Raw genomic sequence first — 23,871 nt, forward strand, 5'->3', positions numbered from 1 at the left:
CCTCCGCTGCCCTGAACCGATAGAGTTGCGCCAAGTCACTGGGAGGACAAGATGAAAATCCTGGAACGTCGCGACACCGACGCGGTTTGCCATTTGCACCTGAACGCGCCTGAGCGCCTGAACGCGCTGTCGGATGAAATGCTGGCCGCGTTGCAAGAGCAGATCGACGCGCTGCACGATGACCGCACAGTGCGGGTTGTCGTCATCTCGGGTGCGGGCAAAGCATTCTGCGCGGGGCATGACCTCAAGCAGATGACAGCGGGGCGGCAGGCCGAGGATGGCGGCAAGGCGTATTTCAAAGACCTGTTTGACCGCTGCGCACGGGTGATGACGGGCGTTCAACGCCTGCCCCAACCTGTGATCGCGCAGGTTCATGGCATTGCAACCGCCGCTGGATGCCAGTTGGTGGCGTCCTGCGACATGGCCGTCGCTGCCGAAGGCACGCGGTTCGGGGTCAATGGTGTGAATATCGGGCTGTTCTGCTCGACGCCGATGGTCGCCTTATCACGCAACATCCCGCGCAAGCAGGCATTTGAAATGCTGGTCACCGGCCAGTTCATCGACGCCCACCGCGCCGAGGCGCTTGGATTGGTGAACAAGGTGGTTCCCGCCGAGGATCTGGCCGATGCCACGCATGAGATGGCGCAATTGGTCGCCAGCAAGCTGGGCGCGGCGGTGAAGATCGGCAAGCAGGCGTTTTACGAACAGGTCCAGATGGGGCTCGACGACGCCTATGCCTATACTGGTCAGGTTATGGTCGAGAACATGCTCTACCGCGATACTGAGGAAGGAATCGCGGCGTTTCTGGAAAAACGACCCCCCGACTGGTCGCAGTAAATTTGACACACCACAGGCTCCATCTTCGGCCCGGCATGCGCGTGGGCCTTCTTGGCGGGTCGTTTGATCCGGCGCACGAAGGGCATGTGCATCTGACCAAGGTCGCTCTGCGCCGATTCGCGCTCCACAAGGTGGTCTGGCTGGTGTCTCCGGGCAATCCGCTGAAGGCGCGAGGTCCGGCGGCACTTGAGGCGCGAATTGCACGCGCCGAGGCGATCATGCGCGATCCTCGGGTCATCATCAGCGATTTCGAGGCGCAGATCGGCACGGCCTATACCGCCGAAACGGTCGATGTCCTGAAAGCGGCTTATCCCGGTGTACACTTTGTCTGGCTCATGGGGGCGGACAACCTTCATCAGCTCCACCGCTGGCAACGCTGGGAAGACATCATGCAGTCGGTGCCTGTTGGCGTTCTGGCGCGACCGGGCTGGCGGCAAGCCGGGCTGAATTCCCGCACCGCGCGCAAATATCACCATATGCGCCTGCCGGGTCGCTCCTCGTTCATGCTGGCGGATCAAGCGGCGCCAGCGTGGTGTTTTGTGAACATGCCGATGATGCAGGTCAGCTCCACAGAGCTGCGGGCAAAAGGCATATGGCAGTCCGAAAACTGAGCCCGCGAAACACGATCATGTTGCTGCCAAAGAATAGCCCACCCCTCACCAAAGCGTGTCCTTGTCAGTCGGCGACCAGTGAGGTTACATCCGCCACATGACACGGGAAGTGACACGTCGCGCGGTCTTGGGCGGTCTGGCTTCGGCCATGGTCGCACCGACTGCATTTGCTCAATCCGCCTTGGCCCCGACCACATCCCTAAGGCCTGCAGCGCGGGCTGAGGATATCCTCAAAACCTATCAGCCGCCTTTGAGCGCGTTGATCGAAGATGCCGGACTCGCGGGCAATGTCAGCGTTCAGGTGGCCGATGTCAAAACCGGGCTGGTGCTGGAATCCCACAACCCTTTGCGCGCCCTGCCCCCAGCCAGCGTCGCAAAGGCGCTGACCGCGTGCTACGCGCTTGATGTGCTGGGACCGGGTTACCATTTCGAAACCCGCATCTTGGCGACAGCCCCGGTTACGAATGGTCGGATCAACGGCGACCTGATCCTTGCCGGTGGTGGCGATCCGACCCTTGATACGGATGCCATCGCCGCGATCGCCAAGCGGCTGCGCGAAGAGGCCGGCGTGACAGAGGTCACAGGCCGGTTCCTTGTCTGGGGCGGCGCCTTGCCCGCTTTGAACGGCATCGACAGCGAACAGCCAGACCAGGTGGGGTACAATCCGGGGATTTCCGGGCTGAACCTGAATTTCAACCGGGTCCATTTCGAATGGCAGCGCGCGGGTGATCGGTACAATGTGACGATGGACGCCCGCTCTTCGACATTGCGGCCGGATGTTCGTTCTGCGCGCATGCGGGTCGAAGTGCGCAATCACCCAATCTACACCTACAAGGACGGCGGAGACTTTGACGACTGGACCGTGGCGCGTGGGGCCTTGGGGCGCAACGGGGCGCGTTGGTTGCCGGTGCGCAAACCCGCCCGCTACGCCGCCGAAGTGTTCCAGATCCTCGCGCGGTCGAACGGTATCGTTCTCAAATCGCCGGAACTGATCGACAGCGTGCCATCCGGCGCCGTGACCGTCCTCACCCATGAGAGCGCGCCCTTGCGCATCATCCTCCGCGACATGTTGAAATTTTCGACCAACATCACGGCGGAATGTGTGGGCATGACCGCGACGGCGAAGCGGGTCGGCGCAGTCTCATCGCTGAAGGCGTCGGCTGACGCGATGAATGCATGGGCGAAGGACACGCTAGGCATGAGCTCTGTCGCGCTTGAGGACCATTCCGGTCTGGGCGATGACAGCCGCCTGTCCGCGCGAGACATGGTGGTGGCGCTGATCGCTGCGCGAAAAACCATGGGGATCAAACCCTTGCTCAAGGAGCACCCCCTTCGGGACGAGGATCGCAAGATCCTCGAAGACCACCCTGTGAAAGTTCACGCCAAGACGGGCACCTTGAATTTCGTCAGCGGACTGGGCGGATTCATTGACCTTCCCGATGGCACGGAACTCGCTTTCGCCTATTTCTCGGCGGATCTGCCCCGCCGGGATTCGCTGACCCGCGAACAACGCGAGGACCCGCCCGGCGGACAATCCTATGCAGTCGCGTCGCGCAAATTGCAGCAACGGCTTTTGGCGCGCTGGGGCATCCTGTACAACGGCTGATCCCTTGGGACAAAAAAGGGGCGCAAAGCCGGTCTTTGCGCCCCCAGAGGTCTGACTGACGCAGGGATTTACGGCAGCCAGAACTTGCGGTTGGCCTCCTTTTGGGCGGTCAACCGATCCAGACCGATGTCACGCAGCAGGTGTTCATCGAGATGTTTGAGATGCTGCCGCGTGCGGCGGCGTTCGGACCACACCGTGACCGTCACCGCAACGCGCAGCGCGACGACAGCCAGCGGGGACAGGTTCGACTGTCCGCCAAGATAGGCGATCTGCGGGGCGTGGGTTGCGTGTGCCATGGGTGTACTCCTCAAATGTATCGACACAATTTTACTTATCGCAGCAAGTGTATTGCCTTTGCGATACAAAAATGGATACATTCGACTCAGAAAACGCTCCAGAGAAAGATTGTGTCGGATACAATTTCCCCAGACAAGATCGTGTCGCTGCCACAACCCGCTGTCGGACCAAAGTACAAAAGGGTCGCCGACACGATACAATCCGCGATCCGTTCAGGTGACTTGCGCGCCGGAGACAAACTGCCGCCGGTCCGCGAACTGGCATGGTCGCTGGGCATCACACCTGGAACCGTGGCGCGCGCCTATACGCTGCTGACGAATGCCGGCCACGTCAATGCCGAGGTTGGGCGCGGAACATTTGTGGCAGAGCGCAGAACGCGCCCTCAGCCCCCCGCCCGCGAATACGTGTCGGTTCCGACGCAGGACGGGAAATTGTCGTTGTTCAGCCCGCAACTGCCCGATCTTGGTCAGGTCGCTCTTATTCAGGACGCCTTTGCCCGGATTGGAGAAACCGCACCAGAGCGCCTCCTGCACTACCCCACGCGTGACGCGTACCGCCCCCTGCGCGAGGCGGCTGTCCATTGGTTGCGCAGCATACCATTGGGCAGCATCGATGAGTCCGATGTGGTGATCGTGCACGGTGCACAGAACGGTCTGACCGTGATCCTGCAGGCTATCTTGCGCGGCTCCCGCCCCACCGTATTGGTCGAGGATCTGGCCTATCCGGGGTTTCGCCGTACCGCAGATCTCTTGCGTGCCGATGTTGTCGGGTTGCCAAGCGACGAGAAAGGCCTGTTGCCCGATGCACTAGCCGACATTGCCCGCAGCACGGGGGCGCAAGTGCTGTGCACGTCACCGGATGTGCACAATCCGACGCTGAACTGCACCCCCGCCGAGCGGCGCAACGAAATCGCTGCGGTCTGCCGCGCGCAGGATATCCAGATCATCGAGGACAATTGTTATCGGCGCGCCAACACCAATGCGCCAAGCTACCGTATTCTTGCGCCAGAGCGGACCTGGCACTTGTCGTCGATCTCCAAGATACTGACCCCCGCCTTGCGGATCGGCTTTGCCGTAGCACCCCGAGGCCGCGGCCCCGATCTACGTCAGGTGGCCGAACATGGCTTTTTCGGCATAGCCCAACCGTTGGCCGAAGTGGCCGAACGCATCCTCACCCTGCCCGAAACCGATGAGATCGTTGTCGCAATCCGCGAACGCATGGCCGAATACGTGCGCGTCGCGGTAAATGCGCTCGGAACGTATCGGCTGACCTGGCACGAGGACGTCCCGTTCCTGTGGTTGCCCCTGCCCCAAGGGTGGCGCGCCGCCGCGTTTTGCCGGGCCGCCGAAGCGCGTGGCGTGCAGATCAGATCCGCCGATGAATTCGCTCTGCGCGACGGTCGCGCGCCTCATGCAGTCCGAATCGCCGTGAACGCGCAGGTTCCCCTGCAGGAGTTCGAAAACGCCATGTTGCAGTTGCGTGATCTTCTTGGACACCCGCCCGAGCAGATAAGTGTCTGATTTCCCGCTGGAATGATTAAAAAACGGTCGCCTGCCACCAATTCGGAGGCTAGGCTGCATTTCGCAACTCACCTACCAAGAGACATCAATGGGTTTAGACATCAGCGTGGCCTTCGTCGAAACGCGGCCTGATCTCGACGAATTGTCCGACATTCTGACCGAATATTACGCCCAGATTCTCGAGCGATTGATGGCGGTTGGCGGTCCAAGCCTGTCTGTCGAAGATCATGTAAAGTCCAGCCTTGATGTGATTGATGACTTCATGCCGCCGAATGGCGGTATTCTTTTGGCGCGGGACAGTTCCGGATACCTTCTGGGGTGCGGCTTTGTCCGGATGATCGACGACCACCGGGCCGAACTGAAGCGTCTTTTCGTGCGCGACCTTGCCCGAGGCTATGGACTTGGTCGCCGGATGATCGAGATGCGGATCGAAAAAGCCAAGGAACTTGGGGCCACGACAATCCTTGCCGACACCGTGCGCGGCAACAGCTCCATGCTGGCGCTTTATGACCGATTGGGGTTCAGCGAAACCCCCCGCTATGATGGGAATGCGAATCCGGCGGCCTTCGAGAAGTATCTCGTCTATCGAAAGCTCGAACTGGCGGACGCCTGAAACAGTCGAAATAGATGGGGTATAATAATACCTTATTTTTAAGTCACTGATTTCAAAACATTTATTCAGATAAACGCCGCTTGACTGCGATTTGGCAATCCTTATAACCCGCCCATCGGAATATACGGGGTGCCTGCACCCTGCCTTACCAATCAAACGTCAGGGACATCCCACGATGAAAACCTTTTCTGCAACACCGGCAGACATCGACAAGAAATGGATCCTGATCGACGCCGAGGGCGTCGTTCTGGGCCGTCTTGCCGCGATCGTCGCCACCCGCCTGCGCGGCAAACACAAGCCGTCCTTCACTCCGCATATGGACATGGGTGACAATGTCATCGTGATCAACGCGGACAAGATCCAGATGACCGGCAACAAGCGTCAGGAAAACTTCTACTGGCACACCGGCCACCCGGGCGGCATCAAATCCCGCACCAAGCAGCAGATCCTCGAGGGTGCACACCCCGAGCGCGTCGTCCAGAAAGCGGTTCAGCGCATGCTTCCGGGCAACCGCCTGTCCCGCAAGGTGATGACCAACCTGCGCGTCTATGCTGGCGCCGAGCACCCGCACGAGGCCCAGAGCCCCGAAGTGCTGGACGTCAAATCCATGAACTCCAAAAACACCCGGACGGCGAAATAATGGCTGAGCAACTCAATTCTCTCGAACAGCTGAACACCGCCGCAGGCCTCGATGCTGCGCCGGAAGTGGTTGAAATCCCGCGTGAGCCGCAGCGTGATGCGCTGGGCCGCGCCTATGCCACCGGCAAGCGGAAAGACGCGGTTGCCCGCGTCTGGATCAAGCCGGGTTCCGGCAAGGTCAATGTGAACGGCAAGGAAATGAACGCCTACTTCGCACGTCCGGTTCTGCAGATGATCCTGCGCCAGCCGTTCGACGTGGCCGGCGTTGCCGACCAGTTCGACGTGATGGCCACCGTCAAGGGCGGCGGACTGTCCGGTCAGGCCGGTGCGGTCAAGCACGGCATCTCCAAGGCGCTGCAGCTTTATGATCCGAACCTGCGTTCGGCGCTCAAGGCTGCTGGCTTCCTGACACGCGACAGCCGCGTTGTGGAACGTAAGAAGTTCGGTAAGCGCAAGGCGCGTCGGAGCTTCCAGTTCTCCAAGCGTTAATCCGCGCTTTCAGAATATCGAAAAGGCCGCCTTTCGGGGCGGCCTTTTTGTTTCTGGCATCACGTCCTGGACGTGCCGGGCTGACGCCCGGCCTACGCTTGAGACTGGATCAGAGTGACCGCGCCTGGCGGAACGACAGCAACCGACGGGAGCCTTCGTCCCACAGATGCAGACGTGCATTGGCAAAGCTTTCGCGGATTGTCATGCGATTGTGCTCGGCAAGGCTCGCATGATCGCGCACCACTTCGGGCAGTCGATAGAACGGGATGCGACTGTATAGATGATGCACATGGTGGATGCCGATGTTTCCGCTCAGCCATTGAAGCACGGCTGGCATCACGTAATGCGAACTGCCATGCAGCGCAGCATCGTGCAATTGCCACTGCTCCTCGCCTTCCCAGAACGTGGTCTCGAACTGGTGTTGCACATAGAAGAGCCACACACCTGCCGTCGCTGCAAGCAGCGTGGATGGCAGGAAAATCAACAGGATCGGCATCAGCCCGCCGAAGTAGAGCATGATCAGCAGACCGGTCAGGATCGCCGCGTTTGTGCCCATGGCGCTGGCCCAGTAGCGGACGCTGGACATCAGGCCAAGCGGGATGCGGTTTTGAACAAGGAACAGGTATCCCGGCCCCAAACCGAACAGAATGATCGGGTGGCGGTACAGCCGGTACATCAGCTTGTTCCAGCCAGAAAGCGCCTTGTACTCTGCAACGGTCATCGTGTGGACATCACCGATCCCCCGGCGTTCCAGATTGCCGTGTGCGCTGTGATGGATCGAATGGGTACGCCGCCACACATCATACGGGGTGAGCGTGAGAACCCCCAAAATGCGGCCCAGCCAATCGCTGAGCGTCCGGTTGTTGTAGAACGATCCATGCCCGCAATCATGCTGGATAATGAACAAACGCAGAAGAAAGGCTGCGTTTACACAAGAGATGATGAAGGTCAGCCAATAACTGATCCCCAAGGCCCACCAAGCGGCGACCCAAAGGGCGACGAACGGGCCAAGCGTCACGGCGAGTTCGAAAGAACTGCGCATTGCGTTCGGTTCACGATATTTGGCGAGAACTTTTACCCAGTCTTTGGCGGATGTTTGCACGGGCGTTTGCCCGGAAATTGTAAACTGCTCGGACATAAGCCTGCTTTTTTTGTCACTGTTGCGGCGTTTTACCCGATCCAACGCGATCCGCCTACTTCTCTTTCGTGTTCAATCGAAGATTTGAGGCATTTTGCCACTGTCAGTTGTGGTCGGCATCCTTGTGCGGAGCTTGAGGCGTGTAGGCGCACCGCTCTGGCTTGATGTCGATCAGCGGTGTTTTGTCGAGGCAATCCAAACCCTTGACGATCAGGGCTGGGCCTTCTTGCCGGATCAGGCGAACGCGCGACAGGCCAATGGGGTTTGGTCGCACCGGAGACCGCAGCGCGAATGTACCTGTGGTAACACCATCGCCGCGCGGGCTTTGCAGGACCAGATCCCGCCGGGATCGATGCAACCAGTAGAGCACATCGAGAAATTCAAAGCTGGTGATGCCCTTTAAAGCGGGCGCCCAATCAGGATGCAGTTCGATCCGGCACTCCGGGCCAGTCAGCTTGCCTTGCCGCGGGCACAGATCGCGCGTGGTGAAAGGTGTGCGGATCGTTCCGATGAAATAAACGGTGTCGCCATCGGGCAGGATTGGATCAATGGCGATTTCGCCTTCACGCAGATCGGTCGGGTTGGAATCGGTCATCTCTCGCCTCCGCGACGGGTACCGTGACAGAATGCAAAGTTTGGTCGCGATGGCCAGTGGCGATCACGCTAAGCAAGAAAGCATGCGTTGCCCATCTTGCCGCGCCTCGGCGTGTCCTCCATAGTCGCGTCGCTATGGCGAATACAGACACATCCCCTGCGGAAAGCTACCTGACAGTGCCGGAATTGGCGGCGCTTTTGCGGATCAAGGAACGCAAGGTCTACGATCTCGCGGCCACCGGAGCCGTGCCTTGTTCCAAGGTCACTGGCAAACTGCTGTTTCCTGAACAAGCCGTGCGCCGTTGGCTTGAGCGTGGCCAGACCGGATCGGGACAGGATCAGGCGGCGCGACCGGCGGTGTTTCTCGGCAGCCACGACCCTCTGCTCGACTGGGCATTGCGCCAATCCGAATGCGGCATCGCCACGTTTTTTGACGGATCGCAGGACGGGCTTGACCGGTTTGCCGCCCGCGAAGGTGTGGCAGCCGGATTGCACATGTTCCACGCCGCGTCGGGCACGTGGAACGTGGCTTCGGTCAATGCCACCCTGTCCGGATCCCCCGCAGTTCTGCTGGGCTTCGCAAAACGGCGGCGTGGGCTGGTGATGAAACCCGATCTGGCGGCAGACATCGGCGGTCTTGCTGATCTGGTGGGTCGGTCTGTGACACCGAGGCAAATCGGTGCTGGCAGCCGCACGCTGTTCGACACTCTGCTGCGCGACGCCGATATTCTGCCTGAGACCCTGCGCATGCGGCCTGTCGCCCGAAGTGAGGCGGATGCGGTGCTGGATGTGGCAACGGGTCCTTCCGACGTGACTTTCGGGCTTGAAGCGCTGGCCGCCCAGCATCATTTGGCCTTTGTCCCGTTGATCGAGGAAAACTTTGATCTGCTGGTCGCCCGCCACGCCTATTTCGAGCCGCCGATGCAACGGTTTCTGGCGTTCCTGCATTCGGCCGAGTTCATCGAATACGCGGCCGCAATGAAAGGCTATGACCTTTCCGAGGCCGGAACGGTCCGTTGGAACGGATGACGCGGAAAACCGTCCGACAAATGGTGGACGCTGGCGCACGCGCAGCTTAGGTTTGCCCGCAACCAAGGATGCCTGAATGACCGACGCAACCCCGTATCAGGTGCTTGCCCGCAAGTATCGCCCCGAAACCTTTGCCGACCTTGTCGGGCAAGAGGCGATGGTGCGCACGCTCAAGAATGCGTTTGCCGCCGACCGCATCGCCCAGGCTTTCGTGATGACCGGGATTCGCGGCATCGGCAAAACCACCACCGCGCGGATCATTGCAAAGGGTCTGAACTGTATCGGGCCGGATGGTACTGGTGGGCCGACGACCGACCCATGTGGCCAGTGCGAACATTGCGTGGCGATCATGGAAGGTCGGCATGTTGACGTGATGGAGATGGACGCGGCCTCGCGCACCGGCGTGGGAGACATTCGCGAGATCATCGACTCCGTGCATTACCGCGCGGCATCAGCCCGCTACAAAATCTACATCATCGACGAAGTTCACATGCTGTCGACCAGTGCGTTCAACGCGCTTTTGAAGACGCTGGAAGAACCTCCAGCACATGTGAAATTCATCTTTGCCACCACCGAAATCCGCAAGGTTCCGGTCACCGTTCTGTCGCGCTGTCAGCGGTTCGACCTGCGGCGGATCGAACCCGAAATGATGATCGCGCTGCTGCGCAAGATCGCCACGCGCGAAAATGCAGAGATCACGGATGATGCGCTGGCTTTGATCACACGGGCGGCGGAAGGGTCTGCGCGAGACGCGACCTCGCTTCTGGATCAGGCGATTAGCCACGGTGCAGGCGAAACCACCGCCGAACAGGTGCGCGCGATGTTGGGTCTCGCCGACCGTGGCCGCGTGCTCGACCTCTTCGATCTGGTGATGAAGGGCGATGCGGCGGGCGCTTTGACGGAGCTGAGTGCGCAATATGCCGACGGGGCCGACCCAATGGCTGTGCTGCGCGATTTGGCGGAAATCACGCATTGGATTTCCGTGGTCAAGATCACACCCGAAGCTGCCGAAGACCCCACCATCAGCCCTGATGAGCGCCAGCGCGGCCAGGATTTCGCAAATGCGCTTGGCATGCGGCCGCTGACGCGGCTGTGGCAGATGTTGCTCAAGGCGCTGGACGAGGTGGCGCAGGCCCCCAATGCGATGATGGCCGCCGAAATGGCAATCATTCGCATGACGCATGTTTCGGAATTGCCCAGCCCCGAAGACCTCGTGAAACGGCTGCAGGATGCGCCTCCACCGCCCCCTCCTTCGGGCGGCGGGATGTCTGCGGGCGGCGCTACGCGGATGCAAGCAATGGGAGGCCCTGCCCCGACGCATGCGTCGTCATCGGGGCCCCACGCCTCGTACGGAGGCGCGGTTCTGGCGGTTGCCGCCGATCAGGCATTGGCGCGGTATCCCACGTTCGAGCATGTGATCGAACTGATCCGGTCGAACCGCGATGTGAAACTGCTGGTCGAGGTGGAAGGCTGCGTGCGTCTGGCGGCCTATCAGCCCGGACGGATCGAGTTCACACCGACCGACAACGCCCCTGGCGATCTGGCGCAGCGCCTTGGTGGTGCCTTGCAGCGCTGGACCGGCAACCGCTGGGCGGTGACTTTGGTCAACGGTTCCGATGCGCCAACCATCGTTGAGACCCGCGATGCTGCCGAGATGGCAATCAAGGCGCAGGCGGCGGCACACCCCTTGGTCAAGGCGGTGCTGGACGCCTTTCCCGGCTCCGTGATCGAAGAAGTGCGGACGCCCGACCAACTGGCCGCCGTGGCCGAAGCCGAGGCACTGCCCGAAGTGGAAGACGAATGGGACCCGTTCGAAGAGGAGTGATCCTGTCGCTTCTACCCGGTGTGGCATGGGCGCAGGATTGCGCGGTGCAGCGACCGGGATGGGATGGGGCGCCGGTCAGCGTAGTGCAGGAAGCGGTGTTTCTCGCATCCTCGCCCGCTGCATTGGTTCTGTTGCTCGGCACCGCCGTCGCCATTCGCTTCAAGAGCCAATGGGGGTCGCTCGCCGTGGTTCTGGGCTGGACGGCCTTTGTCACCTTCCTGACCATGCTGGCACCCGCTTCGCGGAAACTGGCGATGGCGGAAGGCTGTGTCGGCTCGCCCGCCTTGTTCCTCGGGGTCATCGCTGCAATATGTGTCGGGACGATCTTTTACACCGCGCCACCGATCAAGGGGCGCTGAGCTACGGAGAGACAGATGTTCAAGGGTTTGGGCCAGATGGGCGACATGGCCAAGATGATGAAGGCCGCGCAGGAAATGCAGGGCAAGATGGCCCAGATGCAGGAAGACCTTGCCACGATGACCGTGATCGGCGAAAGCGGCGCAGGTCTGGTGAAGGCCACCGCAACGGCCAAGGGCGAACTCACGGCACTCGATATCGATCCGTCGATCTTCAACAGCGATGACAAGGAAGTGGTCGAAGACCTGATCCTTGCCGCGATCAAGGACGCGCAGCAAAAGGCGCAGGACAAGGCGCAGGAAGAGATGGGCAAGCTTACCGAAGGTTTGGGCCTGCCAGCAGGCATGAAGCTGCCGTTCTGATCATGCAGTGCACTGCCGTCTTCCTCGGGCCTGACCCGAGGACCCTTTTTCAGACGATCTTCGGGTCAAGCCCGAAGATGACGGCAGGCGCATGATGCGTGACGGCGGCGATATCGAGGCGCTCATTGCGATGATGGCGCGGCTGCCGGGGCTTGGTCCCCGGTCCGCCCGCCGCGCCGTGCTGCACATGATCCGCAAACGCGGGCTGTTGCTGGGGCCATTGGCCGAATTGATGACGCGCGTGGCGCGGGACGCCCGCGAGTGCCTGAACTGCGGCAATATCGGCACGCAAGACATCTGCGATATCTGCCAGGACAACCAGCGCAACAATGGTTTGCTCTGTGTGGTTGAAGACGTATCCGACCTTTGGGCGATGGAGCGGTCGGGTGTGTTTAAGGGGCGCTATCACGTTCTGGGCGGTACCCTGTCGGCACTGGATCAGGTCGGCCCCGAAGAATTGCGCATTCCGAAACTTTCGGCGCGGGTGGAAAGCGAAGAGATCACCGAGGTCATCCTCGCCCTCAACGCCACCATCGACGGGCAAACGACCGCGCATTACATCGCCGACCAACTCGAAGGCCGGGTGACGATGACCTCCCTTGCGCAAGGCGTGCCCATCGGCGGGGAACTGGACTACCTCGACGAAGGCACGATCACGGCGGCGATGAACGCGCGCAAGCCGATTTAGGGCAAACACGGATCCTTGCGTCCAAGTGGACCGCAAGAAAAGGCTCGTTCCAACGCCCCAGATCGGGCATGACTCGGACAGGGCCGACACGGCTTGAGGAGATCGTCATGGATATCGAACAGACAGACCAAGGCACGCTTGAACATTGGACCCCGGCGGATGTTGCGGCGGCGTTCAACGAGGACAGGATCGTGCTGATCGACGTGCGCACCCCGCAGGAATTTGCACTGGAGCGGATCAATGGTGCGTTGCTTGCCCCGATGCAGTCGTTCCAGCCGAACCACATGCCGGACCAGTCGAAGAAACAGATCGTGTTTCACTGTGGATCAGGTGTGCGCTCTGCCCGTGTCGCCAAGCTTTGCCTCGCGGCAGGCGAAGACCGGATCGCCCACATGGATGGGGGTTTTGCCGCGTGGAAAGAAGACGGGCAGGCTTACATCGGAACCGACATGGCGACCGGGGCACCCAAAGAGATGCGCAAGACCTGACAGCGCAAGAAAAAACCCGGCACCGCTGCGCGGGCCGGGCTTTTCAAGGACTGCTGCCTTTGATCAGCGACGGGGATCGTCGTCGTCATCCTCATCATCGTCGTCGTCATGTGTGCCGTCGGGCAGGTTGAAGAAACTGTCCGCGTCAGAGTAGTCATCCTTGCTGCCGGAGTCACTGCTCTCGTAGGACGAACCAGACAGGCTGAAGGTCTCAAGACCTTCGATGGCACTCGGCAGACGCGGTTCGGCGTCCATCTCAAGGCTCTGTTCGGTGGACACGAGCTTGCGGCGCTCATCATCTGTCATTACCGCTTCCTGCTTTTTCGCAGCTTTGGCAACGGCTGCGTCCAGTTCGGACTGCTTGCAGAGGCCGAGTGCGACCGGATCAATCGGCTGGATGTTGTTGATGTTCCAGTGGGTGCGTTCGCGGATCGCCTGAATGGTCGGCTTTGTTGTGCCAACCAGTTTGGAAATCTGGCCATCGCTGAGTTCCGGATGGAACTTGACCAGCCACAGGATCGATGCCGGGCGGTCCTGACGCTTGGACAGCGGCGTATAGCGGGGGCCACGGCGCTTTTCCTCGCCCTGAGCCGCGGCGTATACCTTGAGCTTGAGCTTATGCGCCGGGTCTTTTTCGCCCTTCTGGATCTCGTCAGCCTCAAGCTGATTGTTGGCAATGGGATCGAACCCCTTGACCCCAACAGCCACGTCGCCATCGGCAATGCCCTGTACCTCAAGCTCGTGCATTCCGGTGAAATCCGCGATCTGCTTGAAGGTCAGTGTCGTGTTGTCCACCAGCCAGACTGCGGTGGCTTTTGCCATAATCGGTTTACCCATCTCGCGTCTCCTTACGCATAGCTTTTTCAGTCTCTCGGAGCGGGTCCAAGAGGTCCCGGTCTTCCGGGACGGTTTCCATTGTCAGGGAACTTGGCGGCCTTATAGTCGCGCAGAGGCAAAGAGGGAAGAGGCAATGCGGTTTTTGGTGCTGGCCGTGGCGGGGCTGATTGCGTCGTCGATGGCCTGGGCGAAAGGCGAACGCTCTGGTGAGTTCGACTATTACGTCATGTCGCTCAGCTGGTCGCCCACATGGTGCGCCCTCGAAGGGGACGCACGGCAGTCGCCGCAATGCGATTCAGATGCCGATTTCGGTTGGGTCTTGCACGGTCTTTGGCCGCAATATCACCGCGGTTGGCCGTCCTATTGTCCGACGGTCGAACGCAATCCATCGCGGTCGATGACCAACGACATGGCGGATATCATGGGGACCTCCGGTCTGGCCTGGCACCAGTGGAACAAGCACGGTGTGTGCAGCGGTTTGTCAGCGCAGAACTACTATGACCTCTCGCGCAAAGCCTATGGCACAGTGGTGCGGCCCGAGGTTTTCAGACGGCTGGAGAAGTCGGTCAAACTGCCCGCTTCGGTGGTCGAAGAGGCGTTTCTCAAGGCAAATCCGCAGCTTGAGCCTGATATGATCACCATCACCTGCAAGGACGGTCGCATTCAGGAGGCGCGCATCTGCCTGTCAAAGACACTCGACCCTGTGCCCTGCGGTCGGGACGTGGTGCGTGATTGCACCGCGACAGATGCGTTGTTCGATCCGATACGGTAAGGTCAGCGCGGGGCCGTCCAACCACCGGGCAGGTCATCACGCCGCGCCTTGGGCGGCTTGATCCGCGACAGAACGGATTCCGCGCCCTTCATCAGCCGACTGATCCCCGGCGCTTTGCGCACCTGCGCCTTGACCTTTTCAATCTGCATCACGTCGTCGATCCGACGATCCAGAAATGCCCATGTCGCCTGATTGTCGAGCGAATCGTCCCCCAGCCAATAAAGCACGGTCGACGAATAGACCCCCGACAGCGTCGCGCGTTTGGTGTACCAGTTGATGTCCCGTGACCCGTCACCCAGCGCGGTCCAGATTCGGTCCGCCGTGCCCCAGATCAGCTTGGCCCCTTCAGCAGCGTGCATCGGCAGCGCGAACAGGGTTGCGCCCCGGCGCACCGCCTCTTTGTCTTCAACCAGTTCGAGCCGCAGACGGACCGCCAAGGCGACCCGATCCCGGAACCGCATGTCAGTCAGATCCCGCGCCTCGAGCGCCGCGATCATCGCGTCGTCGCCGCGCCGGTGATAGGCTGCAGCAAGATCGATGGCCCCGCGCGGGAACAGGCCTCGCGCCACCACAGGCGACACATCGGCATCCGCGATCGCGGCCTTGAACGCAGCCTCGGACCACCCATCGAAGGGCACATGCAAAAGCGCCGCGTTGAGCACCAGGTCTGCCGGGTCTTGCATGGGTTCAGGCATCACACGCCTCCTGTGTTGCAGGTTCATGTGCAATAGTAGCGCACGGACCCGCCCAAGACCACGCGGCACAGTGGTTTATCGGTCAGTTGCATCAGCCGAGCCAAGGCAGGTTTGGTAAAGCATTGCGCTGGACAAAGCATCCAAGCCTTGCTATACGGCGCGCTCCTGCAAATCCTTGCAAATCCAACTTAGAAAGGTGGTGAAAACCACATGCAGGTAAGTGTTCGTGACAACAACGTCGATCAGGCGCTCCGCGCTCTGAAGAAAAAACTGCAGCGTGAAGGCGTTTTTCGTGAAATGAAGCTCAAGCAGCATTTCGAAAAGCCGTCTGAGAAAAAAGCACGCGAGAAAGCCGAAGCGATCCGCCGTGCGCGCAAACTGGCGCGTAAAAAGGCACAGCGCGAAGGTATGGTCTAAGCAGTTCTTTCCAACACGCTTTGATTTTGACAGCCCCCGGAGCCCCGCGCTTCCGGGGGTTTGTTTTTTGCCCGGTTAACTCTTTTGAAACCAAGCCGGCCAAAAATCTTCGTACGAAGATTCTCAGGCACCCGTGCGCGTCTTGTCATGGGATCATCCTTTCGACGGGCAAGTATACGGCGCTTTCCGCGGTCCCCACTTGCACGACTCGCCCCGTCCGTGCCAGCTTTATACCAGCCCGGCACAGTATTTCCGCCGAAGCTTTGTTTATTCTCGGCCCGCATGGACGGCCTTTGCGTTTCACGATCCCAGCGTGGCCTGCCTTTAAAGGGGGGAAATTATGACTGGACAGAACTCTGCCACCAACGCCGCCGTCACCGTTGCGGCCTTTGCCGTCGAGCGCGCCGTTGGTGGCGTACGCGGCAGTGTTGCGGGTTTGGTCGTGCAGCCTGTGGTCTGGGCAGTAACTGGAACCGGACCGGATGCTGGTGACGCATTCATTTATGGCGTCGGCGCAGCTGGTGCAGCCGCAGGCTGGATTCTGGTCGTTCCGGCGACGATCACGGGGATTATCAAGGCGGCGGTCGATGATTATGTCGGAGGGCTGGTCGCCGAAGCCAAGGCGGATGAACCCGAGGCTATCAGGGGTGGCATATACGGCACAGACGACTATGGGTTCTGGTCTGCCAACAACCACATCACTGCAATGACCATCGCAAGCTATGGCGGTGTCGCGTGGCAACACCGAAACGGCGCCTACCTCTTCATCAAGGACGCGAGCGACACATTGATCTGCGATTATCACCCGCGCTCCTATCAACGGCTGTACCGACCAATTCTCCCGCTACGCCCTAATGGCGACCGGGTCGCCTGGACCACGACAGATCCCTGACGGGATGAAACAGCGCTTCCCTCCCCCCGCGTGATCTGACACGTTGCGGCTGAATGATCGGAAGGAAGGCGGCGCTGATGGTACAGATCTGTGTATTCGACGCGTATGGCACGCTGTTCGACGTGGCGGCGGCCGCACGCAACGCGGCAGAAGAACCGGGGCGTGATGCGCTCAAGGCTGTGTGGCCACAACTGGCAGAACACTGGCGGCTGAAGCAACTCCAATACACGTGGCTGCGCACAATCACCGATGACTACACGCCCTTTTGGGAGGTCACCAAAGACGGTTTAGACTGGGCGATTGAGAAGGTCGGGCTGACCGACGATCCGGAACTGCGCGAACGTCTTTTGGCGCTCTATTGGGAACTGGCGGCATACCGCGAGGTGCCGATGATGCTGGCGCGGCTCAAGGCAGCGGGAAAGACCTGCGCGATCCTGTCGAATGGCAGTGTCGACATGCTCGAAGGTGCGGTCGACAGCGCCGGGATCGGAGAATTCCTCGATGCCGTTCTGTCGGTTGAAGACGTGGGCATCTTCAAACCCTCATCCCGCGTCTATGACATGGTCGGCGCGCGGTTCGGCTGCACCAAGGAGGATGTGCTTTTCGTGTCCTCGAACGGCTGGGATATTGCTGGCGCCGCAGGCTATGGCTTTGAGACGGTTTGGGTCAATCGCGCGGGCGATCCGGTGGACCGCCTGCCGCATCGCCCTGCACATGTGCTCAAAGACCTGACCACGATCCCGGAGTTGGCGTGATGCCCAAGTTTACCACGTCAGATGGCCTGTCCCTGCACTATACCGATGAAGGCGAAGGCCTGCCCCTGCTCTGCCTTGCCGGTCTCACCCGCGACGGGCGCGACTTCGAATTCGTGGCACCACATCTTGAAGGGGTGCGCCTGATCCGGCTGGATTATCGCGGGCGCGGCCAATCCGATTGGGGTGACCCGGCCACCTATCAGATCCCGGTTGAAGGCCGGGACGCGGTGGAGTTGCTCGATCACCTTGGGATCAACAAGGCGGCCGTTTTGGGAACGTCCCGCGGTGGTCTCATTGCCATGGTTCTCGCAGCGACGGTCAAGGATCGGCTGCTTGGCGTGGCGATCAACGACATCGGACCTGACATTGCGCCCGAAGGACTTCAGGTGATCAAGGACTATATTGGCCGACCGCCTGTGCTGAAAACGCATTCCGAGATGGCAGAGGCCCGCGCGCGGGTGATGACCGCCTTCCAGAATGTGCCGCCCGAGCGCTGGCTGCGTGAGGCACAGATCCTGTTCAACGAAACCGACGACGGGCTTGAACTGACCTACGACCCCCGACTGCGTGACGCGGTGCTGGAGGGCGGTGCCCAGCCCATGCCCGATCTCTGGCCATTGTTCGATGCCCTTTCCGGCCTGCCGCTCGCGAGCATTCGGGCTGCAAATTCTGATCTGCTGTTACCCGAAACCTTTGCCGAGATGAAACGCCGTCGCCCAGACATGATCGCGGTCGAAGTCCCGGACCGGGGACACATTCCCTTTCTTGATGAACCCGAAAGCCTGAACGCGCTGCGGCGCTGGCTGGATATGCTGAGGTAACCCATGGACATTCAACGCATCGAAGCGGCAGCAAGCCGCCTGAAAGGTCACGCGCGGGTCACACCGCTTTTGTCGTCACCGTTTCTGGACGAGATCGCCGGGCGGCGCGTCTTGGTCAAGGCGGAATGCCTGCAACATACCGGCAGCTTCAAATACCGCGGCGCGCGGTCGGCGGTATCCGCCCTCTCGGACGGGCAGCGCAAGAACGGCGTGATCGCCTATTCCTCGGGCAACCACGCACAGGGTGTGGCTTTGGCCGCTAGGCAATTCGGGGCCAGCGCTGTGATCATCATGCCCGCGGATGCGCCCAAGATGAAGATCGACAACACCCGCGCCCTTGGGGCCGAAGTGGTGCTGTACGACCGTGCAACAGAAGACCGGGACGCCATTGGAACCAAACTGTCAGACGAGCGCGGCCTGACCCTGATCCGCCCCTTCGACGAACCCGAAGTGATCGCAGGACAGGGCACGTGTGGGCTCGAAATCGCAGCACAAGCGGCGGAACTGGGCGTGACCGAGGCCGATGTGATTGTCTGCTGCGGCGGCGGTGGTCTGACATCCGGCATCGCTTTGGCGCTGGAGGCCCGTGCTCCGGGCATGCGGGTCCGCCCAGCGGAGCCAGAAGGCTTTGACGATGTGAGCCGCTCTTTGGCGTCAGGCCAGATCGAACGCAACACCGGCAGCGCGAGTGGCCTCTGCGATGCGATCGTCACACCGCAACCGGGGAACCTCACCTTCCCGATCATGCACCGGCTTTGCGGTCAGGGTATCGTCGTATCCGATGACGAGGCACAGCGTGCCATGGCGCAGGCTTTTGCGCGGTTGAAGCTTGTCGCCGAACCCGGTGGCGCGGTGGCTCTTGCGGCGGCGCTCTATCACGGTGACCAGATCGAAGGCGACACGGTGATCTGCACCATCTCCGGTGGCAATGTGGACCGCGCGGTGTTCCTGCATGCGCTTGAACAGTTCGGCGAAGGATAAACCCCGGGCCATGCTGATTGCTGATCTTGACGATATCCGCCTGCACTACCGCATCGACGGCGACCCCGACGGCGCGCCGGTTGTCTTCTCCAACTCCCTTGGCACCGATTTGCGCCTTTGGGACAAAGTGATCGCGCGCCTGCCGCAAACCGGGTTGAAATACATCCGCTACGACACGCGCGGGCATGGGCTGTCGGATAGTACGCCACCGCCCTACGGGATGGGCACATTGGTGCGCGATGTCGAGCGATTGATGGACCATCTCGGCATCAAGGACGCAGTCTTCGTTGGCTTATCCATAGGTGGGATGACCGCGCAAGGGCTGGCGGCCAAGCGCCTGGACCTTGTCCGCGCGCTTGTGCTTTCGAACACCGCCGCGCGTATTGCCACGCGCGAGATCTGGGCCCAGCGTATCGCCGATGTCGAAAAGGGTGGGGTCGAGGCGCTGGCGAATGCCACCATGATCCGCTGGTTCACACCCGCCTTCCGCGCCACCGATGAATTTCGCTTTTGGCGCAACATGATGGTGCGCACTCCGGCGGATGGATATATCGGCTGCTCCCATGCCATCGCAGGCACCGACTTCTACACGACCACCGCGTCGCTGCGCCTGCCGACACTGGGGATCGCAGGCAGCGAGGACGGATCAACACCCGCCGATCTGGTGCGCGAAACCACCGCTCTGGTGCCGGGATCGCAGTTCCATCTTATCCGTAAGGCAGGCCATTTGCCCTGCGTTGAAGCGCCTGACGAATACGCCCGCGTGCTGAGCGCGTTTATTGCCGCACAGGCGCATTGACTGGCGAACTGTCAAGTGTAGTTTACACATTGAGGGCGCATCTGCCTGATCCCGAAAGCTCTGCGCATGCGCCTGCCCGTCGTCTTTATCCTGCTGACCGTGATGATCGACGCGATGGGGGTTGGACTGATCATCCCGGTGATGCCCGACCTGATCCGCGAGGTCACAGGCGGCGATCTGGCCAATGCGGCGCTTTGGGGCGGTGTGCTGACAACCGTGTTCGCCGTGATGCAGTTCCTCTTTGGTCCGGTGATCGGCAACCTGTCGGATCGTTTCGGCAGGCGGCCAGTGCTGCTCATCTCGCTTGTGGTGATGGCGGCGGATTACGTGGTCATGGCCGTGGCGGGCAGCATGTGGCTCTTGCTGCTGGGTCGGATCGTCGGGGGTATCACCTCGGCCACACAAGCCACGGCCTCGGCCTATATGGCCGACATTTCGGACCCCGACAAAAAGGCGCAGAACTTTGGTCTCGTGGGCGCAGCGTTCGGATTGGGATTTGTGATTGGCCCGCTCTTGGGCGGTCTGCTGGGCGAATGGGGCACCCGCGCGCCCTTCTGGGCGGCAGCGGCGCTCGCGGGCGCAAACGCCGTTCTGGGCTACTTCGTCCTGCGCGAAACCGTGACCGACGCGATCCGACGCCCCTTTGACTGCCGCCGCGCCAATCCGTTCGGGGCCTTCAAATCGCTGGGCGAGTTGCCCGGCCTTGGTCGGCTCTTCGCGGTGTTCTTCCTCTACCAAGTGGCGTTCTTCGTCTATCCGGCGGTCTGGGCCTATTACGGACAGGCGCGCTTTGGCTGGAACGCGGGCATGATCGGCCTGTCTCTGGGTCTTTTCGGGATCATGATGGCGGTGGTGCAAGGCGGGCTGATCCGCCTGATCCTCGCCCGCTTGGGCGAACGCGGCACGGTGATCTACGGTCTTGTCTTCGATGTCTTCGCCTTCGGCGCACTGGCCTTTGTCACATCGGGCACCGTGGCACTGATCCTGACACCGCTGGCTGCCCTTGGCGCGGTCATAACACCCGCCTTGCAAGGCATCATGTCCAAGGCGGTTGGCGCGAAGCGGCAAGGCGAATTGCAAGGCGCCCTCACCTCGATCGGGGCAATTGCGATGATTGTCTCACCGGTGGTGATGACCGGCGTCTTTGCGCAATACACCCGCGCGGAAGCTGACATCTTCTTCCCCGGCGCGCCGTTCCTGTTGTCGCTGGCGTTGATCTTTGTGGCCCTCGTCGTGTTCCTCGCCCCGCGCCGCAGCCCTGTCGCGGCCTGACCTGCAGAGGTCGACTTCCCGCTTGCGCTTGTCCCGTACGACCCTCAGGTTGGCCCCAACACAAGGGAGACCGCATGACCCGCATCAAAGCCGCCGTCTGCACCGAATTCGGCAAACCGCTCCAGTTGGAAGAGCTGGAACTGCGCGCGCCCGAGGCAGGCGAGATCGAAGTCACACTCGAAGCGGTGGCGATCTGCCATTCCGACATCCACTATGCCGAAGGCGCATGGGGCGGAGACCTGCCTGCGGTGTACGGTCACGAAGCGGCAGGGCGGATTTCAGCCGTGGGTGCATCCGTCAGTGACCTGACGGTCGGGCAGCGCGTTGTGGTCACTTTGATCCGCTCCTGCGGCAGTTGCGCGAATTGCGCCAGCGGGAAGCCTACGATCTGCGAGGCCCCGGATACCGGCCCGTCCCCGATCACCCGCCCTGATGGCACACCGGTCAAGAAAGCAATGGATTGCGGCGCCTTTGCCGAGCGGGTCGTCGTACATCATAGCCAGGTTGTCCCCCTGCCCGACGACATACCACCCGAAGCCGTCGCGCTGATGGCCTGCGGCGTCATCACTGGCGTTGGTGCCATCGTGAACGCGGGCAAACTGCGCGCGGGTGAAGACGTGGTGGTGATTGGTGCGGGCGGCGTGGGTCTCAACGCCATTCAGGGCGCACGGATCGCCGGGGCACGGCGCATCGTCGCCGTGGACATGACCGAGGACAAGCTGGAAACAGCAAAAGCCTTTGGCGCAACCGACGGCGTCCTTGCCACACACAAGGCCCCGTGGAAAGCGGTTCAGAGAATCCTCGGACGCGGCGCAGATCTGGTCGCAGTCACAGTGGGCGCGATCCCGGCTTACAACGACGCGCCGCGCTATCTGGGCTGGGGCGGCCGCATGGTGATGATCGGGATGCCCCATTCCGGTGCCATGGCGGAATACGAACCGGTTGTGCTGGCCTACATGGCGCAGGGCATGATCGGCTCCAAGATGGGCGACGTGGTGATCCGCCGCGACATCCCGTGGCTGGCGGACCTTTACCGTCAGGGCCGTCTGAAGCTGGACGAGCTGGTGTCCGGCCGCTGGTCCCTTGACCAGATCAACGAAGCCATCGCCGACACCAAGGCCGGCGGGGCCAAGCGCAACGTGATCCTATTTTGACCGACCTCCGCCAAACACGCGTTTCCGTCGACGGAAACGCGAGGATGCGTCGACGCATCCTCAGCCCACAGGAAAGGGACCGCACATGAAACTGCACGCGCTTGATGTGATCACCACCGCACCCCCTGCTCCGGGCTGGGGCGGGCGGTACTGGACGCTCGTCAAGGTGACCACCGACACCGGCATCACCGGTTGGGGCGAATGCTACGCCTCCAGCGTCGGCCCTGGCGCGATGAAAGCTGTGATCGAGGACGTGTTCGACCGGCACATGCGCGGCGAGTCCCCGAGAACATCGAACTGATGTTCCGTCGCGCCTATTCCTCGGGCTTTACCCAGCGCCCCGACCTGACCGTCATGGGCGCGTTCTCGGGTCTGGAGATCGCCTGCTGGGACATCCTCGGCAAGGCGCGCGGACGTCCCGTCTGGGCGCTTCTGGGGGGACAGATGACGCCAAAGGTCCGCGCCTACACCTATCTCTACCCCCTGCCCCATCACGACATCGATGGGTTCTGGACCAACCCTGACGCACAGGCCGAGGCTGCCGCGCATTATCTGAAACTTGGCTTTACCGCGCTGAAATTCGACCCCGCCGGTCCCTACACGATCCGGGGCGGCCACCAACCTGCACTGACGGACATCTCGCTGTCCGTCGAGATGTGCAAGGCGATCCGCTCCGCCGTCGGTGACAAGGCCGATCTTCTGTTCGGCACCCACGGCCAGTTCACCACCTCCGGCGCGATCCGTCTGGGACAGGCAATCGAACCGTATCTGCCGCTTTGGTACGAAGAGCCGATCCCGCCCGACAACCTGCTCGAATTCGCTGAAGTGGCCCGCGCCGTGCGCATCCCCATCGCGACCGGCGAACGCCTGACCACAAAGGCCGAGTTCGCAACACTTCTGCGCACGGGGGGGGCCAAGATCCTGCAACCCGCCCTGGGTCGCGCAGGCGGCATTTGGGAGATGAAAAAGCTGTCTGGCATGGCGGAAGCGTTCAACGCGGAAATGGCACCGCATCTCTACGCAGGCCCCGTCGAATGGGCGGCGAACGTGCATCTGTGCACCTCCATTCCCAATGTCCTTTTGGCAGAAAGCATCGAAACCCCGTTCCACGCTGCCCTGATCCGCAATACGATAAGGGTCGAGGACGGGTTCATCACGGCTCCTGACACACCCGGTCTGGGCATCGACGTGGACGAAGATCTCGCCCGCGCGCATCCTTTCACCGGAACCGGCCTGCACCTGCAAATGCAAGAGGCGCCGTGTGAGTACAAGAATGGCAACGCCTTCACCGGCGGCGCTCCGACAAAATCCGAGGCGTAAAGGCCGCGATAAATCTTTGAAACCTGCCTCCCTTCGGTGTTAAAAGCGCGGGGATTGCTGGGG

The 23,871-nt window shown here is 61.3% G+C and carries 27 protein-coding genes and 1 pseudogene; 23 read left to right on the top strand and 5 right to left on the bottom strand.

The features are described 5' to 3' along the window. Nucleotides 1-51 precede the first annotated feature (51 nt). The 3 genes from ACMVPR_RS12140 to dacB all read left to right on the top strand — a co-directional run bounded on the left by ACMVPR_RS12140 (nt 52) and on the right by dacB (nt 3,054). Nucleotides 52-837, top strand: coding sequence for an enoyl-CoA hydratase (locus ACMVPR_RS12140; protein WP_416883096.1), 786 nt, complete (start codon nt 52-54; stop codon nt 835-837). Between the two features lie 2 nt (nt 838-839). Beyond that, nucleotides 840-1,448 (top strand): nicotinate-nucleotide adenylyltransferase, encoded by a 609-nt coding sequence (locus ACMVPR_RS12145; protein WP_416883097.1) that lies wholly within the window; start codon nt 840-842, stop codon nt 1,446-1,448. 97 nt (nt 1,449-1,545) lie between these two features. After that, nucleotides 1,546-3,054 carry a D-alanyl-D-alanine carboxypeptidase/D-alanyl-D-alanine-endopeptidase gene (gene dacB / locus ACMVPR_RS12150; RefSeq protein WP_416883098.1) on the top strand — a complete coding sequence of 503 codons (1,509 nt, stop codon included), beginning with the start codon at nt 1,546-1,548 and terminating at the stop codon, nt 3,052-3,054. A 68-nt stretch (nt 3,055-3,122) separates the two neighbouring features. Here dacB and ACMVPR_RS12155 read toward each other — a convergent pair whose 3' ends face one another. Continuing rightward, on the bottom strand, nt 3,123-3,350 hold the full coding sequence (locus tag ACMVPR_RS12155; protein ID WP_416883099.1) for a DUF1127 domain-containing protein: 228 nt from the start codon (nt 3,348-3,350) through the stop codon (nt 3,123-3,125). 111 nt (nt 3,351-3,461) lie between these two features. Between ACMVPR_RS12155 and ACMVPR_RS12160 the strand changes: the two genes are divergently transcribed. The 4 genes from ACMVPR_RS12160 to rpsI all read left to right on the top strand — a co-directional run bounded on the left by ACMVPR_RS12160 (nt 3,462) and on the right by rpsI (nt 6,612). Next, entirely contained in the window at nt 3,462-4,871 is a 1,410-nt protein-coding gene (locus ACMVPR_RS12160; protein ID WP_300584936.1) for a PLP-dependent aminotransferase family protein, read from the top strand. Between the two features lie 88 nt (nt 4,872-4,959). Then, nucleotides 4,960-5,484 carry a GNAT family N-acetyltransferase gene (locus ACMVPR_RS12165; RefSeq protein ID WP_292267914.1) on the top strand — a complete coding sequence of 175 codons (525 nt, stop codon included), beginning with the start codon at nt 4,960-4,962 and terminating at the stop codon, nt 5,482-5,484. Nucleotides 5,485-5,659: 175 nt separating this feature from the next. Next, the gene (gene rplM / locus ACMVPR_RS12170) at nt 5,660-6,124 is read left to right on the top strand and encodes a 50S ribosomal protein L13 (protein WP_292267912.1); all 465 of its coding nucleotides are present in this window, start codon (nt 5,660-5,662) and stop codon (nt 6,122-6,124) included. After that, complete coding sequence (rpsI, locus tag ACMVPR_RS12175; RefSeq protein ID WP_292267911.1) at nt 6,124-6,612, top strand: 30S ribosomal protein S9; 489 nt, start codon at nt 6,124-6,126, stop codon at nt 6,610-6,612. The genes rplM and rpsI overlap by 1 nt, the downstream gene beginning before the upstream one ends. Nucleotides 6,613-6,721: 109 nt before the next feature. Here rpsI and ACMVPR_RS12180 read toward each other — a convergent pair whose 3' ends face one another. Together ACMVPR_RS12180 and tsaA are read right to left on the bottom strand one after the other, a co-directional pair. After that, nucleotides 6,722-7,750 (bottom strand): fatty acid desaturase, encoded by a 1,029-nt coding sequence (locus ACMVPR_RS12180; RefSeq protein ID WP_300584934.1) that lies wholly within the window; start codon nt 7,748-7,750, stop codon nt 6,722-6,724. Nucleotides 7,751-7,853: 103 nt separating this feature from the next. Further along, nucleotides 7,854-8,345 (bottom strand): tRNA (N6-threonylcarbamoyladenosine(37)-N6)-methyltransferase TrmO, encoded by a 492-nt coding sequence (tsaA, locus tag ACMVPR_RS12185; RefSeq protein WP_416883100.1) that lies wholly within the window; start codon nt 8,343-8,345, stop codon nt 7,854-7,856. Between the two features lie 134 nt (nt 8,346-8,479). Between tsaA and ACMVPR_RS12190 the strand changes: the two genes are divergently transcribed. The 6 genes from ACMVPR_RS12190 (at nt 8,480) to ACMVPR_RS12215 (ending at nt 13,093) form a co-directional block, all read left to right on the top strand. Beyond that, nucleotides 8,480-9,373, top strand: a complete 894-nt coding sequence (locus ACMVPR_RS12190; protein ID WP_416883101.1) for a substrate-binding domain-containing protein — start codon at nt 8,480-8,482, stop codon at nt 9,371-9,373. Between the two features lie 76 nt (nt 9,374-9,449). After that, a complete protein-coding gene (locus ACMVPR_RS12195) occupies nt 9,450-11,198 on the top strand; it encodes a DNA polymerase III subunit gamma/tau (RefSeq protein WP_416883102.1) in 1,749 nt (582 codons plus the stop codon). Next, nucleotides 11,174-11,557, top strand: coding sequence for a hypothetical protein (locus ACMVPR_RS12200; protein WP_416883103.1), 384 nt, complete (start codon nt 11,174-11,176; stop codon nt 11,555-11,557). The genes ACMVPR_RS12195 and ACMVPR_RS12200 overlap by 25 nt, the downstream gene beginning before the upstream one ends. A gap of 15 nt (nt 11,558-11,572) precedes the next feature. Next, nucleotides 11,573-11,917: a YbaB/EbfC family nucleoid-associated protein gene (locus ACMVPR_RS12205; protein WP_416883104.1), complete on the top strand. Its 345-nt coding sequence runs from the start codon at nt 11,573-11,575 to the stop codon at nt 11,915-11,917. A gap of 94 nt (nt 11,918-12,011) precedes the next feature. Then, nucleotides 12,012-12,605 carry a recombination mediator RecR gene (gene recR / locus ACMVPR_RS12210; RefSeq protein ID WP_292267901.1) on the top strand — a complete coding sequence of 198 codons (594 nt, stop codon included), beginning with the start codon at nt 12,012-12,014 and terminating at the stop codon, nt 12,603-12,605. Nucleotides 12,606-12,712: 107 nt separating this feature from the next. After that, entirely contained in the window at nt 12,713-13,093 is a 381-nt protein-coding gene (locus ACMVPR_RS12215; protein ID WP_416883105.1) for a rhodanese-like domain-containing protein, read from the top strand. Nucleotides 13,094-13,156: 63 nt separating this feature from the next. Here the strand turns inward: ACMVPR_RS12215 and ACMVPR_RS12220 are convergent, their stop codons facing one another. Next, nucleotides 13,157-13,930 carry a DUF1013 domain-containing protein gene (locus ACMVPR_RS12220; protein WP_416883106.1) on the bottom strand — a complete coding sequence of 258 codons (774 nt, stop codon included), beginning with the start codon at nt 13,928-13,930 and terminating at the stop codon, nt 13,157-13,159. A gap of 133 nt (nt 13,931-14,063) precedes the next feature. On the opposite strand from ACMVPR_RS12220, the gene ACMVPR_RS12225 reads away from it, so the two are divergent. After that, complete coding sequence (locus tag ACMVPR_RS12225) at nt 14,064-14,702, top strand: ribonuclease T2 family protein (RefSeq protein ID WP_416883107.1); 639 nt, start codon at nt 14,064-14,066, stop codon at nt 14,700-14,702. A gap of 2 nt (nt 14,703-14,704) precedes the next feature. On the opposite strand, the gene ACMVPR_RS12230 is transcribed toward ACMVPR_RS12225, so the two are convergent. After that, nucleotides 14,705-15,397, bottom strand: a complete 693-nt coding sequence (locus ACMVPR_RS12230; protein WP_300584924.1) for a COQ9 family protein — start codon at nt 15,395-15,397, stop codon at nt 14,705-14,707. A gap of 210 nt (nt 15,398-15,607) precedes the next feature. On the opposite strand from ACMVPR_RS12230, the gene rpsU reads away from it, so the two are divergent. From rpsU to ACMVPR_RS12275, 9 genes and pseudogenes are all read left to right on the top strand, one after another. Continuing rightward, nucleotides 15,608-15,814: a 30S ribosomal protein S21 gene (gene rpsU / locus ACMVPR_RS12235; protein ID WP_092835189.1), complete on the top strand. Its 207-nt coding sequence runs from the start codon at nt 15,608-15,610 to the stop codon at nt 15,812-15,814. A gap of 340 nt (nt 15,815-16,154) precedes the next feature. Further along, nucleotides 16,155-16,706 carry a hypothetical protein gene (locus ACMVPR_RS12240; RefSeq protein ID WP_416883108.1) on the top strand — a complete coding sequence of 184 codons (552 nt, stop codon included), beginning with the start codon at nt 16,155-16,157 and terminating at the stop codon, nt 16,704-16,706. A 77-nt stretch (nt 16,707-16,783) separates the two neighbouring features. Continuing rightward, nucleotides 16,784-17,461 (top strand): haloacid dehalogenase type II, encoded by a 678-nt coding sequence (locus ACMVPR_RS12245; protein WP_416883109.1) that lies wholly within the window; start codon nt 16,784-16,786, stop codon nt 17,459-17,461. Further along, nucleotides 17,461-18,282 (top strand): alpha/beta fold hydrolase, encoded by an 822-nt coding sequence (locus ACMVPR_RS12250; RefSeq protein WP_416883110.1) that lies wholly within the window; start codon nt 17,461-17,463, stop codon nt 18,280-18,282. The genes ACMVPR_RS12245 and ACMVPR_RS12250 overlap by 1 nt, the downstream gene beginning before the upstream one ends. Nucleotides 18,283-18,285: 3 nt before the next feature. Further along, on the top strand, nt 18,286-19,263 hold the full coding sequence (locus tag ACMVPR_RS12255) for a threonine ammonia-lyase (RefSeq protein ID WP_416883111.1): 978 nt from the start codon (nt 18,286-18,288) through the stop codon (nt 19,261-19,263). A 10-nt stretch (nt 19,264-19,273) separates the two neighbouring features. Next, entirely contained in the window at nt 19,274-20,062 is a 789-nt protein-coding gene (gene pcaD / locus ACMVPR_RS12260) for a 3-oxoadipate enol-lactonase (protein ID WP_416883112.1), read from the top strand. A gap of 66 nt (nt 20,063-20,128) precedes the next feature. Beyond that, complete coding sequence (locus tag ACMVPR_RS12265) at nt 20,129-21,334, top strand: TCR/Tet family MFS transporter (RefSeq protein ID WP_416883113.1); 1,206 nt, start codon at nt 20,129-20,131, stop codon at nt 21,332-21,334. Between the two features lie 74 nt (nt 21,335-21,408). Continuing rightward, nucleotides 21,409-22,488 carry an alcohol dehydrogenase catalytic domain-containing protein gene (locus tag ACMVPR_RS12270; protein ID WP_416883114.1) on the top strand — a complete coding sequence of 360 codons (1,080 nt, stop codon included), beginning with the start codon at nt 21,409-21,411 and terminating at the stop codon, nt 22,486-22,488. An 85-nt stretch (nt 22,489-22,573) separates the two neighbouring features. Further along, nucleotides 22,574-23,808: pseudogene (locus tag ACMVPR_RS12275) on the top strand (mandelate racemase/muconate lactonizing enzyme family protein). Nucleotides 23,809-23,871 lie beyond the last annotated feature (63 nt).

The sequence above is a fragment of the Marivita sp. genome, assembly GCF_048006345.1.
Classification (GTDB): domain Bacteria; phylum Pseudomonadota; class Alphaproteobacteria; order Rhodobacterales; family Rhodobacteraceae; genus Marivita.